Source organism: Aeromonas sp. ZOR0001 (assembly GCF_000801015.1).
Taxonomy (GTDB): domain Bacteria; phylum Pseudomonadota; class Gammaproteobacteria; order Enterobacterales; family Aeromonadaceae; genus Aeromonas; species Aeromonas veronii.
This window is the reverse complement of record NZ_JRJY01000107.1, coordinates 13666-28824: the sequence shown is the minus strand read 5'-3', so window position 1 is coordinate 28824 and position 15159 is coordinate 13666. Positions and strand designations below refer to the sequence as shown.

The following is a 15159-nucleotide window of genomic DNA, read 5'->3' as shown; positions in this document are numbered from 1 at the left end:
TCACCGTTGCCAGCGGGAAGGTGTCTCTTCCCGCTGGTTATCATATCGAGTCATTTCATGACGATTGTTCCGGTATCCCGGGCCGATTATCCGGCCCTGATCGATCTGTGGGAGGCCTCGGTGCGGGCGACCCACCACTTTCTGCCCGAGGCCGAGATCCTCGCGCTTAAACCGCTTATTCTGGAGCACTACTTCGATGCGGTGACACTGCACAGTGCCCGCACAGAAGAGGGGCACATTACGGGTTTTAGCGGAGTGCACGAGGGCAAGCTGGAGATGCTGTTTGTGGCTCCCGAGGCGCGCGGCTGTGGCGTGGGTCGCCGGCTGGTGGCTCATGCCATCACGCAGGGCGGCGCGACGCAGGTTGACGTCAACGAGCAGAACGAACAGGCGGTGGGCTTCTATCTGAAGATGGGATTTACCGTGACGGGTCGTTCGCCACTGGATGGTCAGGGCAAGCCCTATCCGCTGCTGCATATGGCGCTGGCGCCGACCTGATCGTGCCTGATGAGGCGCAGTACCCATAAACCAACGGGGGATGGCATCAGCCATCCCCCGTTTTTTGATCGTGTTTGTTACTTGCTGGCGACCTTGTTCACCACCTTGATCAGCTGATAGCGCAGGGAGGGGGCATCGGCCGGCACATCGGTGAGCTGCTCCTTGCTGACAGTGAGCTGATACCGGTAACCCGGCTCGAACTGGAAGCCTTCAATATCCTGGTAGAACAGCGTCCAGGGCTGCTGCTCATCACTGCGAACCTGCATGCACTGCATCGGGCCAACTCCGACGCAATCGACCAACTGGCTGTTGATATAGAGGGTCTCTCCCTGTGACGGGGCGGGGGGGCTCTGGCAGGCGGTCAGCAGCAAGGCTGCGCTGATAAACAGTGGTTTCATGATGGACTCCTTCAACGCGAAAGGGGGCATTAGAGCGGCAAACAAAAAGGCGGTCAATGACCGCCTTTGTAACAATCCATATCAACGCAGTGGTTAGCGCTGCTCGAGCGGAGTGAACTCGCGCAACGGGTGACCCACGTAGAGCTGGCGTGGACGACCAATCTTGCTGTCCGGGTCTGAGTGGAACTCGTTCCAGTGGGCAATCCAGCCAATGGTGCGGGAGATGGCGAAGATCACGGTGAACATGCTCATCGGGATGCCGATCGCTTTCATGATGATGCCGGAGTAGAAGTCCACGTTCGGGTAGAGTTTCTTCTCGACGAAGTAGGGGTCGGAGAGCGCAATACGCTCCAGCTCCATGGCCACGTCCAGCAGCGGATCCTTGATCTGCAGCTCGGTCAGTACTTCGTGGCAGGTTTCGCGCATCACAGTGGCACGGGGGTCGTGGTTCTTGTAGACGCGGTGACCAAAGCCCATCAGACGGAACGGATCATTCTTGTCCTTGGCCTTGGCGATGTACTCGGGGATGCGATCCACCGAGCCGATCTCTTCCAGCATGCGCAGGCAGGCTTCGTTGGCACCACCGTGGGCCGGTCCCCACAGGGAGGCGATCCCCGCGGCGATACAGGCGAATGGGTTGGCACCGGAGGATCCAGCCAGACGAACGGTGGAGGTTGAGGCGTTCTGCTCGTGATCCGCATGGAGGGTAAAGATACGATCCATGGCGCGTTCAACGATGGGGTTGACTTTGTACTCTTCGGTCGGCACGCCAAACATCATGTGCAGGAAGTTACCGGCATAGGAGAGGGCGTTACGCGGCTGCATGAACGGCTGGCCGATGGAGTACTTGTAACACATGGCGGCCAGAGTCGGCATCTTGGAGAGCAGACGGAAGGCACAGATCTCGCGATGCTGCTCATTATTGATGTCGAGGGCATCGTGATAGAAGGCGGAGAGGGCGCTGACTACACCGCACATGATGGCCATGGGGTGGGAGTCGCGACGGAAGCCGCGGAAGAAGAAGGCGATCTGCTCGTGCACCATGGTGTGGCGAGTGACCAGGCGTTCGAATTCGGCATATTGGGCCTTGGTCGGCGCTTCGCCGTACAGCAGGATATAGCAGACTTCCAGATAGGTGGCCTGGGTGGCCAACTGGGCGATGGGGTAACCACGGTGCAGCAAGACACCCTGATCCCCGTCAATGTAGGTAATGGCAGATTTGCAAGAACCGGTGGCCATAAAACCGGGGTCAAAGGTGAAATACCCCTGTGATCCCAATTTTCTGACATCGATGACATCCGGGCCGATGGTGCCGGAGAGGATCGGCAGTTCGACCGGATCTTTTCCGGGCAGGTGTAGGGTGGCTATCTTATCAGCCATAGCACGTCTCCTTTGCTCTTTATAATTTGGTTCCAGTCCTACTCTATTACGACTTTTATGACGCTGGCAAAGGTTGTTACCCATACCGAAGTGGCTGGAGCGCCTTATTTGAAACAGAGTTCCTTATCAATGTCAATTTTGCTGGAACCCCATTAATGGCATTAATGAAATGTTAAATTAAATATGCGATCGAGTTTGCGGTTTTGTGTTTTCTTTGTAGCTAATTGATTGTCTTCGGTTAAGGCCGCCGATATACTGCGCCACGTGGGTCATGGCTGCGGGTGTTTGAAACGCTTTGGCAAAGCCTGATGTGAAACCGAAAACTCGCGTTTTGGCTTTTTCAGAGTGTTTTGGTAACAAAAAACCAACAATCACCATTCCGTGCCCTCAAGTGTGAGTTAAAACAATAACTAACGTGCTCAATGGAGCTGAGTGGGCAAGCGTGAAAAACAAACAGAGACCGGTCAACCTCGACCTACAGACGATCAGCTTTCCTGTCACTGCCATTGCATCCATCCTGCACCGTGTTTCAGGGGTCATTACCTTTGTTGCACTGGGCATCTTGCTGTGGATGCTTGGTACTTCACTCGCCTCTCCCGAAGGGTTTGCAACCGTGGTTGCCATCATGGACAACTTCCTGGTCAAACTCGTGCTGTGGGGGATCCTGACTGCGCTGGCATACCACATTGTGGGCGGCTTGCGTCATCTGGTCATGGATATGGGCTATTGGGAAGAGCTGGAATCCGGCAATCAGAGCGCCCGCGTGGCCTTCGTGATCACCGCGATCCTGGCTGTATTGGCGGGAGTGCTTGTATGGTAACCAATTCTGCAACCTTCGGGCGCAGCGGCGTTCACGATTACATCCTGATCCGCGCCACCGCCCTCATCATGACCTGTTATGTCCTCTATCTGGTGGGCTTTGTCGCGTTCAACGACATCACCTACGAGGTGTGGGCAGGCTTCTTCGCCAAAACATTCACCAAGGTATTCACCCTGTTGACCCTGCTCTGCGTACTGATCCACGCCTGGATTGGTCTGTGGCAGGTGCTGACTGACTATATCAAGCCGGTAGGGCTGCGCGGGGCGCTGCAATTTGCCCTGGTCGTGGTGCTGTTTGTCTATCTGATGACGGGTTTCGTCGTGCTGTGGGGTGTGTAAGGTGACTATTCCAACTCGTGAATTTGATGCGGTGGTGATTGGTGCCGGTGGTGCCGGTATGCGCGCCGCGCTGCAGATTGCCCAGTCCGGCAAGAGCTGCGCTCTGTTGTCCAAGGTTTTTCCAACCCGTTCTCACACTGTCTCCGCCCAGGGCGGGATCACGGTTGCGCTGGGCAATGCCCACGATGACAACTGGCAGTGGCACATGTATGACACGGTAAAAGGTTCCGATTACATCGGTGATCAGGAAGCCATCGAGTACATGTGCAAAACCGGCCCCGAGGCTATCTATGAGCTGGAGAACATGGGGCTGCCCTTCTCCCGTTTCGACAACGGGTCTGTCTACCAGCGTCCGTTTGGTGGTCAGTCCAAGAATTTCGGTGGCGAGCAGGCTGCCCGTACTGCCGCTGCGGCCGACCGTACCGGTCACGCCTTGCTGCACACCCTCTATCAGCAGAACGTCAAGAACAAGACCACCGTCTTCTCCGAGTGGTATGCGCTGGATCTGGTGAAAAACCAGGATGGCCATGTGGTGGGTTGTACCGCCATCGATATGGAGAGCGGTGAAGTGGTCTACTTCAAGGCCAAGGCTACCGTGCTGGCGACTGGCGGTGCCGGTCGTATCTACCAGTCCACCACCAATGCCCACATCAACACAGGTGACGGTGTCGGCATGGCGCTGCGTGCCGGCGTCGGCGTGCAGGACATGGAGATGTGGCAGTTCCACCCGACCGGCATCGCCGGGGCAGGGGTGCTGGTAACTGAGGGCTGTCGTGGTGAAGGCGGCTATCTGCTCAATAAAGATGGCGAGCGCTTCATGGAGCGTTACGCGCCAAACGCCAAGGACTTGGCCGGTCGCGACGTGGTGGCCCGCTCCATCATGATCGAGATCCGTGAAGGCCGTGGCTGCGATGGTCCCTGGGGCCCGCACATCAAGCTGAAGCTGGATCACCTCGGCAAAGAGGTGCTGGAATCCCGTCTGCCGGGGATCTGCGAACTCTCCCGCACCTTCGCCCACGTGGATCCGGTCAAAGAGCCGATCCCGATCATCCCGACCTGCCACTACATGATGGGCGGCGTGCCGACCAACGTGAATGGCCAGTGCCTGACTCAGGACAAGAACGGCAACGATGTGCCGGTAGTCGGTCTGTTTGCGGTGGGCGAGATTGCCTGCGTCTCCGTACACGGTGCCAACCGTTTGGGTGGCAACTCCCTGCTGGATCTGGTGGTCTTCGGCCGCGCGGCCGGCATGCATCTGGTCAACACCCTGGGCGAGATGGATCACGGCCGCGATGCTTCCGAGTCGGATCTGGATGCCGCACTGGCACGCTTCAACCGCTGGGAAAATTGCCGTGACGGTGAAGACCCGGTGCAGATCCGCAAAGACCTGCAGCGCTGCATGCAGAACAACTTCTCCGTATTCCGCGAAGGTGCGGCGATGGCAGAAGGGTTGGCCGAGCTCAAGGTTATCCGCGAACGCCTCAAGTCAGCCCGTCTGGATGACACCTCCAAAGAGTTCAACACCCAGCGCATCGAGTGCCTGGAGCTGGACAACCTGATGGAGACGGCGTTTGCCACGGCGGTTGCCGCCAACTTCCGTACCGAGAGTCGCGGTGCTCACTGCCGCTTCGACTTCCCGGATCGCGACGATGAGAACTGGCTGTGCCACAGCCTCTATCATCCGGACACCGAGTCCATGACCCGTCGCGCTGTCAACATGTCACCCAAGACCCGTGAGGCGTTCCCGCCCAAGGTCCGGACTTACTGATTGCGGAGCCAGCCCTATGAACGTCACATTCTCTGTCTACAGATACAATCCGGATGTTGATAACGTCCCCCATATGAAGGAATATCGTCTTGATATTCCTGAAGGTTCCGACATGATGGTGCTCGACGCACTGATCCAGTTGAAAGAGCTGGATCCCACGCTCGCCTTCCGCCGCTCTTGCCGCGAAGGGGTCTGTGGATCAGACGGTCTCAACATGAATGGCAAGAACGGTCTTGCCTGTATCACCCCGCTCTCCGACCTGCTGAAGAAGGGCAATAACGTCGTTATCCGCCCCTTGCCCGGCCTGCCGGTGATCCGTGATCTGGTGATCGACATGACCCAGTTCTACACCCAGTGGGAGAAGGTCAAACCCTTCCTCATCAATGATGACAAGTTGCCGCCGGTGCGTGAGCACCTGCAATCCCCCGAAGAGCGCGCCAAGCTTGACGGCCTGTACGAGTGCATTCTCTGTGCCTGCTGCTCCACTTCGTGCCCCTCCTTCTGGTGGAATCCCGACAAGTTCATCGGTCCGGCCGGGCTGCTCGCCGCCTACCGCTGGCTGGCTGACAGCCGCGACACCGCGACCACCGAACGACTGGGGAATCTGGACGACGCATTCAGCATGTTCCGCTGCCATGGCATCATGAACTGCGTGAACGTCTGTCCGAAAGGCTTGAACCCGACCAAGGCGATTGGTCAGATCAAGTCGATGTTGCTCAATCGGGCTGTTTAGTATCAGGGCCGGCCAGGTGCTGGCCCGACCTCTGGATAGCCATCCCACCCGTGGCAGGATGGCTATTTGACCCCTACAAGCTGCGCAGCAGTAACAAGAAGTACAAGGGATAGAAATGCATAACGGCGTGATGAAGGCCTGGTTGGAGTCATCTCACCTGGCTGGTGCGAATGCAAGCTATATCGAGGATTTGTACGAATCCTTCCTGGAAAATCCTGACTCCGTGTCCGACGAGTGGCGCAGCCTGTTTAGCGAGCTGCCCCAGGTCAATGGCCATGCGGTTGAACAACCCCACTCCCAGGTCCGCGATTATTTCCGTCGTCTGGCCAAGGATCCCTCTCGCTACAGTGCCCCCGTCTCCGATCCGCAAGTGGATGCCAAGCAGGTGCGGGTATTGCAGCTGATCAACGCCTTCCGTTTCCGTGGTCACCAGAATGCCAATCTGGACCCGCTGGGCCTGTGGCAGCGTGAAACCGTTGCCGAACTGGATCCTGCGTTCCACAACCTGCAGGGCGCAGATATGGAGGCCACCTTCAATGTGGGCTCCTACGCCATCGGTCGCGAGACCATGGTGCTCTCCGACCTCTACGCCTCGCTGAAGAAGACCTATTGCGGCTCCATCGGCGCCGACTACATGCACCTCACCTCCACGGAAGAGAAGCGCTGGCTGCAACAGCGTCTCGAATCCATTGAAGGGAAGGGGAGCTACACCCTCGAAGAGAAGACCCGTTTCCTCGAGAGCCTGACCGCCGCCGAAGGGCTGGAGAAATATCTGGGTGCCAAGTTCCCGGGAGCCAAGCGCTTCTCGCTGGAAGGTGGCGACGCCATGATCCCTATGCTCAAGGAGCTGATCCGTCGCGCCGGTGAGCAGGGCTGCAAAGAGGCCGTTATCGGTATGGCCCACCGCGGTCGCCTCAACGTGCTGATCAACGTGCTGGGCAAGCGCGCTCAGGATCTGTTCGACGAGTTTGCCGGCAAGCATGGCGAATCCTGGGGTACCGGTGATGTGAAGTACCACATGGGCTTCTCCTCCGACTTCGCCACCCCGGGTGGCAACGTCCACCTGGCGCTGGCGTTCAACCCCTCTCACCTCGAGATCGTCAACCCTGTGGTCATCGGCTCGGTCCGTGCCCGTATGGATCGTCGCGGTGACAAGGATGGCTCCAGCGTGTTGCCCATCACCATTCACGGTGACTCGGCCATGGCCGGTCAGGGCGTGGTGGCCGAGACCTTCAACATGTCCCAGACCCGTGCCTATGGTGTCGGCGGGACGGTGCGCATCGTCATCAACAACCAGGTTGGTTTCACCACCTCCTATATCCGTGACCTGCGCTCCACCGAATATTGCACCGACATCGCCAAGGCGGTGCAGGCGCCGGTGCTGCACGTCAACGGGGATGATCCGGAAGCCGTGGTGCTGGTGACCCAGATTGCCTTGGATTACCGCAACACCTTCAAACGCGACGTGGTGATCGAACTGGTCTGCTACCGTCGTCACGGTCACAACGAAGCGGACGAGCCGAGCGCGACCCAGCCGCTGATGTACCAGAAGATCAAGCAGCACCCGACCCCGCGCAAGATCTACGCCGATCAGCTGGTGGCCGAGGGGAGCCTCGCTCAGGAGCGGGCGACCGAACTGGTCAACGAGTATCGTGAAGCGCTGGATCGCGGTGAGCGGGTGAGCAAGGAGTGGCGGCCGATGGAGCTGCACTCTGTCGACTGGACGCCGTATCTGGGCCACGACTGGAACATGGCCTATGAGAGTGCCGTGCCAATGGATCACCTCAAGAGCCTCGGCGAGCGGGTGAGCCAGTATCCGGCGACCCACGTGCTGCAGCGTCAGGTCGAGAAGATTTACGAAGACCGCCGTCTGATGGCCGCTGGTGAGAAGCTGGTGGATTGGGGCTTTGCCGAGACCCTGGCCTACGCCACTCTGGTGGACAAGGGGTCCCGCATCCGCTTTACCGGTGAAGACTCCGGCCGTGGCACCTTCTTCCACCGCCACGCGGTGCTGCACAGCCAGACTGATGCCAGCACCTACACCCCGCTGTGCAACCTGCACGACGAGCAAGGCCCGTTCGAGGTGTATGACTCTGTGCTGACCGAGAACGCGGTACTGGCCTTTGAATATGGTTACGCCAGCGCCGAGCCGGCTGGCCTCACCATCTGGGAAGCCCAGTTCGGCGATTTCGCCAACTGTGCCCAGGTAGTGGTGGATCAGTTCCTCTCCTCCGGTGAGCAGAAGTGGGGCCGGATGTGCGGCCTGACCATGTTGCTGCCGCACGGTTACGAGGGGCAGGGCCCGGAGCACTCCTCCGCCCGTCTGGAGCGTTATCTGCAGATGTGCGCCCAGCACAACATGCAGGTGTGCGTGCCCTCTACCCCGGCGCAGGTGTTCCATATGCTGCGCCGTCAGGTAGTGCGCCCGATGCGCCGTCCGCTCATCGTGATGACGCCCAAATCCCTGCTGCGCCACCCGCTGGCGGTGAGCAAGCTCGAAGAGCTGGCGGAAGGTACCTTCCAGAACGCCATTGGCGAGATCGATGCGCTGGATCCGAAAGTGGTCAAGCGGGTGGTCTTCTGTTCCGGCAAGGTCTACTACGACCTGCTCGAAGCCCGTCGCAAGGCCGAGCAGCAAGATGTGGCACTGGTGCGAATTGAGCAGCTCTACCCCTTCCCGGAAGAGGAAGTGCGCGCCATTCTGGCCGATTACAGCCACGTCACCGATTTTGTCTGGTGTCAGGAAGAGCCGCAAAACCAGGGCGCCTGGTACTGCACCCGTCACCACTACGATGGCGTGCTGCCAGCCGGAGCCACCCTGCGTTATGCCGGTCGCCCCGCGTCAGCCTCACCGGCCGTCGGTTACATGTCTGTCCACGCCAAGCAGCAAAAAGCCTTGGTGGAAGATGCCCTTACCCTGTAAAGCCTCTGGCATAGAAGTAAAAAGGAACTGATTGGATGACTATCGAAATCAAGGTACCGGACCTGCCGGAATCAGTGGCCGATGCCACTATCGCCACCTGGCACAAAAAACCGGGCGATCTGGTCGCCCGTGACGAAGTGCTGGTCGACATCGAGACCGACAAGGTGGTGCTGGAAGTGCCGGCACCGCAAGCCGGTGTGCTGGGGGATATTCTGCAAGGGGAAGGGGCGACTGTGTTGTCCCGTCAACTGATTGCCATCCTCACCGCCGCTCCGGTGGCCGGTGAAGAGACCAAAGAGAAACCCGCTGAAGCGGTTGCCGATGATGGTGCCGATGGTTTGAGCCCCTCGGTGCGCCGCCTGATTGGCGAGCACGACATCGACGTGACCAAGCTGACCGGTACCGGCAAGGGCGGTCGCATCACCAAGGATGATGTGGAAGCCTTCATCAAGGCCAAGAGCCAGCCTGCGGCAGCCGCACCGATCGCAACTGCAGCCCCGGCAGCCAAGGTTGCCCCGCTGGGTGGTCGCACCGACAAGCGGGTACCGATGACCCGTCTGCGCAAGCGCATTGCCGAGCGTCTGCTGGAAGCGAAAAACACCACCGCCATGCTGACCACCTTCAACGAGGTCAACATGAAGCCCATCATGGATCTGCGCAAGCAGTACGGCGAGATCTTCGAGAAGAAGCACGGCATCAAGCTCGGCTTTATGTCCTTCTACGTGAAGGCGGTAGTGGAGTCCCTCAAGCGTTATCCGGAAGTGAACGCGGCGCTCGATGGTGATGACGTGGTTTACCACAACTACTTCGACGTCAGCATCGCCGTCTCTACCCCCCGTGGTCTGGTGACGCCGGTGCTGCGCGACTGCGACAACATGAGCCTGGCGGACATCGAGAAGGCCATCAAGGATCTGGCGGGCAAGGGCCGTGACGGCAAGCTGACAGTGGATGAACTGACTGGCGGCAACTTCACCATCACCAACGGTGGCGTGTTCGGCTCCCTGATGTCTACCCCGATCATCAACCCGCCCCAGAGCGCCATTCTGGGCATGCACAAGATCCAGGATCGCCCGATGGCCGTTGACGGCAAGGTCGAGATCCTGCCGATGATGTATCTGGCGCTCTCCTACGATCACCGTCTCATCGACGGACGCGAATCGGTAGGCTTCCTGGTCTCCGTCAAAGAGCTGCTGGAAGACCCGACCCGTCTGTTGCTGGACGTCTAAGCCTGTGGCACCCGGGCAAGGGGTTTGCGCCCCGAGCTGAGTGTGCTGCTGGACGTTTGAGTAATACCCGAGCGATTGAAAGATAACGAGGGGCCGCCTAGGCCCCCATTCACAGGGGATTGAGAAACACCAGCCCCGGACGGAAATACCTACAACACGGATAGAGCATCTATGAATCTGCATGAATATCAGGCAAAACAGCTGTTTGCCGAGTATGGCCTGCCGGTCTCCGAAGGTTATGCCTGTGCTACCCCACAAGAAGCGGCCGAAGCGGCCGACAAGATTGGCGGCAATACCTGGGTCGTCAAATGCCAGGTACACGCCGGTGGCCGCGGTAAAGCGGGCGGCGTGAAAGTGGCCAAGAGCAAGGATGAGATCCGTGCTTTTGCCCAGAACTGGCTTGGTAAAAATCTGGTGACCTACCAGACCGACGCCAACGGCCAACCGGTCACCAAGATCCTGGTGGAATCTTGCACCGACATCGCCAAAGAGCTCTACCTGGGCGCCGTAGTTGACCGTGGTTCGCGCCGCGTAGTCTTCATGGCCTCGACCGAAGGTGGCGTGGATATCGAGAAGATCGCCCACGAAACCCCCCATCTGATCCACAAGGCGGCTATCGATCCGTTGGTGGGTCCGCAGGCTTATCAGGCCCGCGAACTGGCCTTCAAACTGGGTCTGGTCGGCGATCAGATCAAACAGTTCACCAAGATCTTCATGGGTCTGGGCCAGATGTTCCTGGATTGCGATTTCGCGCTGCTGGAGATCAACCCGCTGGTGATCACCGCCCAGGGCAACCTGCACTGCCTGGATGGCAAGATCAACATCGACGCCAACGCCCTGTATCGTCAACCCAAGCTGCGCGAGATGCACGACCCGTCACAAGATGATCCCCGCGAAGCGCACGCTGCCCAGTGGGAGCTGAACTATGTGGCCCTCGATGGCAACATCGGCTGCATGGTCAACGGCGCGGGTCTGGCCATGGGCACCATGGATATCGTCAACCTGCACGGCGGCAAGCCGGCCAACTTCCTTGACGTCGGCGGCGGCGCCACCAAGGAGCGCGTAACCGAGGCGTTCAAGATCATCCTCTCCGACAGCAACGTCAAAGCGGTGCTGGTCAACATCTTTGGCGGCATCGTGCGCTGCGACATGATCGCGGAAGGCATTATCGGTGCGGTCAAGGAAGTGGGGGTCAAGGTGCCCGTGGTGGTCCGTCTGGAAGGCAACAACGCCGAGCTGGGTGGTATCAAGCTGGCCGAGAGCGGCCTCAACATCATTGCGGCCAAGAGTCTGACCGATGCCGCGCAGCAAGTCGTCAAAGCAGCGGAGGCCAACTGATGAGCGTACTGATCAACAAGGACACCCGAGTCATCTGCCAGGGCTTTACCGGCGGTCAGGGTACTTTCCACTCCGAGCAGGCGCTCTCCTACGGCACCCAGCTGGTGGGCGGCGTCTCCCCGGGCAAGGGTGGCACCACCCATCTGGGCCTGCCGCTGTTCAACACCGTCCGTGACGCGGTCGAAGCGACCGGCGCCACCGCCTCCGTCATCTATGTGCCGGCACCGTTCTGCAAGGATGCCATCCTGGAAGCGATTGACGCGGGCATCAAGCTCATCGTCACCATCACCGAAGGCATCCCGACGCTGGATATGCTGGACGTCAAAGTGAAGCTGCAAGAGACCTGCGTGCGGATGATCGGCCCCAACTGCCCGGGCGTGATCACCCCGGGTGAGTGCAAGATCGGCATCATGCCGGGCCACATTCACAAGCCGGGCAAGGTGGGTATCGTCTCCCGCTCCGGCACCCTGACCTACGAAGCGGTCAAGCAGACCACTGACGAGGGCTTTGGCCAGTCCACCTGTGTCGGTATCGGTGGCGACCCCATCCCGGGCTCCAACTTTATCGACATTCTGGAGATGTTCCAGAACGACCCGCAGACCGAAGCGATCGTGATGATCGGCGAGATCGGCGGCAACGCCGAGGAGGACGCGGCTGCCTATATCAAGGCCCACGTCACCAAGCCGGTGGTCTCCTATATCGCGGGTGTTACTGCCCCTCCCGGCAAGCGGATGGGCCACGCTGGCGCCATCATCTCCGGTGGCAAGGGTACTGCCGCCGAGAAGTTTGCCGCGCTGGAAGATGCTGGCGTGAAAACCGTCCGCTCCCTGGCCGATATCGGCAAGGCCCTGCGCGAAGTGACCGGCTGGTAATTTCTGTTAGCCCGTTATCTCTAATAAAAATGCCGCCTAATGGGCGGCTTTTTTATGGTGACCTTTTACTTATCTTGTTCATGAAAATTCGAATATGATCCGCTTTTCATACTCATGAGCTTCAAAATGATGGCCATGATATACAACTTGTTCTTAATGTAGTTCCAGTGCAAAATGGATCAAAATTGATAAAAGTGTAATCTCTCAGAGATTTTAGTAGGAGGTAAAATGTCAGATGGTGGGGCATTAATTAATTTTGGCGATATCTCTAAACCTGCAACTGTTCTTATCGAGAAAATATCTAACGCTGTGGGTGTTCTTTATGAGCCGAGAAGAATAAGGAAGAAGGCTGAGGCCGAAGCTGAGGCAGATAAAATAAAGGCGTTAGCATCTATCGAGTTAAATGATATTCAGCAAAGGGCCATCGATCGGCTCGTACAGCAAGAAGCTAGAAAACAAGAAAATATAGAGGCTATAACAGGTCAAGCTGCTATAGCATTGGATAATGATGCAAGAGTAGAAGAGCTTGAAGAAGATTGGATAGCTCATTTTTTCAAACAATGTGATACAGTTTCAGACAAAGAGATGCAGTCTCTATGGTCTAGATTGTTATCTGGTGAAGCGACAAATCCCGGTACTTTTTCGAAGCGCACTATTGATTTTGTTGCATCAATGGACAAAAAAGATGCTCGTCTATTCACTTCATTTTGTCAGTATTGCTGGTTTATGGGTGATATTGTTCCAATGATTTTTGAACCTAAAGATGAGATTTTTACTAAGAATGGTATTAATTTTAGCACATTAAAGCACTTGGATGCGATTGGACTTATTTCATTTGAGTCAGTGTCTGAATATAACAAGATTGGTTTTGGTAAGTTGGTTCAGGTATTCTATTTTGGAACTCCGGTGCTAATTGAATTTAATAATGGTAAGGACAATAAGATACAAGTTGGCAAGGCGTTATTAACACAAGCTGGGCAAGAGTTGGCCTCAATATGTGGCGCTCAAAAAAATAATGAGTTCTATGAGTATGTTATTGCAAAATGGCATGCTCAAGGCCTGATAACATCAACGCCGATAACACGTTGAAATTAAACTTAGGTATCTCGTATGCTGGGCTAAATATGGTAGGTTGGTGCTGAACGAAGTGAAGCCCAACGTTTACCGTGAAAGATGCTTGTCAATCAGTTTTATGGCTTAGCCACATCCTTGTTTATTCCGCTCTGATTGGCGTAATCATGCTCGCTTGTTGGGCTTCGCTACGCTCTGCGCCAACCTACAAGTCACGTTATCTCAATCCTGCCGCCGCTGGGGTCAATCAGCTGATCACGCTTGGCGATAATGCCCCCTCAGATTTCACCTGTAAAAAAGCCGACCCTCGGGTCGGCAGTTTCAAGAAATAGGGTGTGGGGCGAAACAGTATGGGAAATGGTTGCCCTCTATCGCCGAACTATTTATCCGCCTTGCCCGCCGCATCGGCAAGTTTGGCCAGCTGTTTGTCATACCAGGCCACCGGGCGGTTATCATCTTCCGCCCGCTCCTTGCGCCGGATGGCATTGCGTACCGCCATGGCACCCAGCCAGCGGAATGGCTCTGGCGGAAAATAGCCGCGCGGGCCGCTGACCAGCGAGCATTCACGCCAGGGTTTATCCTCCTCCCGCACTTCATCTCTCACCAAAGCCGCCAGGATCTGGCCGCCGATCCAGCTTTGTGCCACTCCGTTGCCAGAGTAGCCGAGGCCATAGACGATATTGGGCTGCCCTCGCCAGTGGCCGAAGAAGGGGAGGCCATCTACCGAGCGGTCGGAGGCGCCGCACCAGCTGGCGGCGATGGGCACCTCTTTGAGCGCCGGAAAGAAGCGGCGCAGGGTGCGGGTAAGGGGGGCAAGATAACGGCTCGGCGCATCAAACTCGGCCAGATGGCGGTTGGCAAAGGCGAAGGTGTTGCCCCCCTTGCCCAGCATCAGCCGCCCTTGCGGGGTGGAGCGGTAGTAATGCACAAAGGTGCGGCCATCCACCACGCTGCGGCCGTGCTCAAGCTGCTGGGCGGCCAGTGCATCCGGCGCGGGGTCGGTTATCACCATATCGGAGGAGACCAGCACTATGCTGCGGCGAAACTCGCGAAAGTGCTGCACCATGGCGCTGTTGAGGGCCAGCACCACCTTGCGGGCACGTACCTCACCCTGCGGTGTTTGCACCCGCGCTGGCTGGCCCGCCTCAAGGCGCTGCATGGGGGAGTGCTCATAGACCTCGATCCCCAGTTCCCGCGCTACCCGCAGCAGGCCGCGTACCAAGAGCGCCGGTTGCACCGAGCCCGCGTGGGGGCTGTAGAGCCCCTCCAGATGAACGTGGGAACCGCACTGGCTCGCCAGTTCACCCTCTTCAATAGCCTGCCACTGGTTAAGGTCTGCGCGCTTTAGTTCCTGCAAGACCGGCTCCATCAGGCCGCGCTGGGCCTCGCTGGTGGCGGTGTAGCAGGTGCCCTCGACCCTCAGCTCTGCCTCTATGTTGTGCGTTTCGCAGAAGTGGGCGATCTCGTGTACCGCCTGCTCGGATCTTTGCACCAGCCAGGCGGCCTGCTGCTCGCCAAAGAGGCGCCTTAACGTCAAATACTTCGCCGACCAGGTGAGCAGGCAGCCGCCGTTGCGCCCGGAGGCGCCGCTGCCGCAGCGATCTTTTTCCAGCACTATGACGTGCAGGTGGGGCTCGGCCTGTTTAAGGGCGATGGCGCTCCACAGCCCGGTAAAGCCGCCACCGACGATGCAGACATCGACCTCGTGGTGGCCGTGAAGTGGCTTGGGAGGCGCGGGTTGTTCGGCGGCGAGCGCTTCGGCCAGCCAGAAGGGGAGGGTGGACATGATGACTC

13 protein-coding genes are annotated in these 15159 nt (G+C 58.1%); 10 read left to right on the top strand and 3 right to left on the bottom strand.

The features are described from left to right. Nucleotides 1-57: 57 nt before the first annotated feature. Nucleotides 58-498, top strand: a complete 441-nt coding sequence (locus L972_RS13610; protein WP_047438855.1) for an acetyltransferase — start codon at nucleotides 58-60, stop codon at nucleotides 496-498. A 77-nt stretch (nucleotides 499-575) separates the two neighbouring features. Here the strand turns inward: L972_RS13610 and L972_RS13605 are convergent, their stop codons facing one another. Next, complete coding sequence (locus L972_RS13605) at nucleotides 576-896, bottom strand: DUF4377 domain-containing protein (protein WP_047438853.1); 321 nt, start codon at nucleotides 894-896, stop codon at nucleotides 576-578. A gap of 93 nt (nucleotides 897-989) precedes the next feature. Beyond that, nucleotides 990-2276: a citrate synthase gene (locus tag L972_RS13600; RefSeq protein ID WP_005333572.1), complete on the bottom strand. Its 1287-nt coding sequence runs from the start codon at nucleotides 2274-2276 to the stop codon at nucleotides 990-992. 442 nt (nucleotides 2277-2718) lie between these two features. Here L972_RS13600 and sdhC point away from each other — a divergent pair, with 442 nt between their 5' ends. The 9 genes from sdhC to L972_RS13555 all read left to right on the top strand — a co-directional run bounded on the left by sdhC (nucleotide 2719) and on the right by L972_RS13555 (nucleotide 13383). Further along, the gene (sdhC, locus tag L972_RS13595) at nucleotides 2719-3096 is read left to right on the top strand and encodes a succinate dehydrogenase cytochrome b556 subunit (protein WP_021231296.1); all 378 of its coding nucleotides are present in this window, start codon (nucleotides 2719-2721) and stop codon (nucleotides 3094-3096) included. Then, a complete protein-coding gene (gene sdhD / locus L972_RS13590; RefSeq protein WP_005333558.1) occupies nucleotides 3090-3434 on the top strand; it encodes a succinate dehydrogenase, hydrophobic membrane anchor protein in 345 nt (114 codons plus the stop codon). Before sdhC ends, sdhD begins: the two co-directional genes overlap by 7 nt. A 1-nt stretch (nucleotide 3435) precedes the next feature. Then, nucleotides 3436-5202: a succinate dehydrogenase flavoprotein subunit gene (sdhA, locus tag L972_RS13585; protein WP_040066317.1), complete on the top strand. Its 1767-nt coding sequence runs from the start codon at nucleotides 3436-3438 to the stop codon at nucleotides 5200-5202. Nucleotides 5203-5218: 16 nt separating this feature from the next. After that, nucleotides 5219-5935, top strand: a complete 717-nt coding sequence (locus L972_RS13580) for a succinate dehydrogenase iron-sulfur subunit (protein WP_047438851.1) — start codon at nucleotides 5219-5221, stop codon at nucleotides 5933-5935. A gap of 115 nt (nucleotides 5936-6050) precedes the next feature. After that, the gene (gene sucA / locus L972_RS13575) at nucleotides 6051-8858 is read left to right on the top strand and encodes a 2-oxoglutarate dehydrogenase E1 component (protein WP_047438849.1); all 2808 of its coding nucleotides are present in this window, start codon (nucleotides 6051-6053) and stop codon (nucleotides 8856-8858) included. A gap of 35 nt (nucleotides 8859-8893) precedes the next feature. Continuing rightward, entirely contained in the window at nucleotides 8894-10084 is a 1191-nt protein-coding gene (odhB, locus tag L972_RS13570; RefSeq protein WP_047438847.1) for a 2-oxoglutarate dehydrogenase complex dihydrolipoyllysine-residue succinyltransferase, read from the top strand. Between the two features lie 171 nt (nucleotides 10085-10255). Continuing rightward, on the top strand, nucleotides 10256-11422 hold the full coding sequence (sucC, locus tag L972_RS13565) for an ADP-forming succinate--CoA ligase subunit beta (RefSeq protein ID WP_005361097.1): 1167 nt from the start codon (nucleotides 10256-10258) through the stop codon (nucleotides 11420-11422). Then, nucleotides 11422-12294: a succinate--CoA ligase subunit alpha gene (gene sucD / locus L972_RS13560; RefSeq protein WP_047438845.1), complete on the top strand. Its 873-nt coding sequence runs from the start codon at nucleotides 11422-11424 to the stop codon at nucleotides 12292-12294. Before sucC ends, sucD begins: the two co-directional genes overlap by 1 nt. Before the next feature lie 228 nt (nucleotides 12295-12522). Further along, nucleotides 12523-13383: a DUF2806 domain-containing protein gene (locus L972_RS13555; RefSeq protein WP_047438843.1), complete on the top strand. Its 861-nt coding sequence runs from the start codon at nucleotides 12523-12525 to the stop codon at nucleotides 13381-13383. 361 nt (nucleotides 13384-13744) lie between these two features. On the opposite strand, the gene L972_RS13550 is transcribed toward L972_RS13555, so the two are convergent. Continuing rightward, entirely contained in the window at nucleotides 13745-15151 is a 1407-nt protein-coding gene (locus tag L972_RS13550) for an FAD-dependent oxidoreductase (protein WP_047438841.1), read from the bottom strand. Between the last annotated feature and the right edge of the window lie 8 nt (nucleotides 15152-15159).

What these genes read in the sequence shown, in the direction of transcription:
- sucA (WP_047438849.1), top strand. Translation starts at nt 6,051, where the DNA reads ATGCATAACGGCGTGATGAAGGCCTGGTTGGAGTCATCTCACCTGGCT.
- L972_RS13600 (WP_005333572.1), bottom strand. Translation starts at nt 2,276, where the DNA reads ATGGCTGATAAGATAGCCACCCTACACCTGCCCGGAAAAGATCCGGTC.
- odhB (WP_047438847.1), top strand. Translation starts at nt 8,894, where the DNA reads ATGACTATCGAAATCAAGGTACCGGACCTGCCGGAATCAGTGGCCGAT.
- L972_RS13610 (WP_047438855.1), top strand. Translation starts at nt 58, where the DNA reads ATGACGATTGTTCCGGTATCCCGGGCCGATTATCCGGCCCTGATCGAT.
- L972_RS13580 (WP_047438851.1), top strand. Translation starts at nt 5,219, where the DNA reads ATGAACGTCACATTCTCTGTCTACAGATACAATCCGGATGTTGATAAC.
- sucD (WP_047438845.1), top strand. Translation starts at nt 11,422, where the DNA reads ATGAGCGTACTGATCAACAAGGACACCCGAGTCATCTGCCAGGGCTTT.
- L972_RS13555 (WP_047438843.1), top strand. Translation starts at nt 12,523, where the DNA reads ATGTCAGATGGTGGGGCATTAATTAATTTTGGCGATATCTCTAAACCT.
- sucC (WP_005361097.1), top strand. Translation starts at nt 10,256, where the DNA reads ATGAATCTGCATGAATATCAGGCAAAACAGCTGTTTGCCGAGTATGGC.
- L972_RS13605 (WP_047438853.1), bottom strand. Translation starts at nt 896, where the DNA reads ATGAAACCACTGTTTATCAGCGCAGCCTTGCTGCTGACCGCCTGCCAG.
- L972_RS13550 (WP_047438841.1), bottom strand. Translation starts at nt 15,151, where the DNA reads ATGTCCACCCTCCCCTTCTGGCTGGCCGAAGCGCTCGCCGCCGAACAA.
- sdhD (WP_005333558.1), top strand. Translation starts at nt 3,090, where the DNA reads ATGGTAACCAATTCTGCAACCTTCGGGCGCAGCGGCGTTCACGATTAC.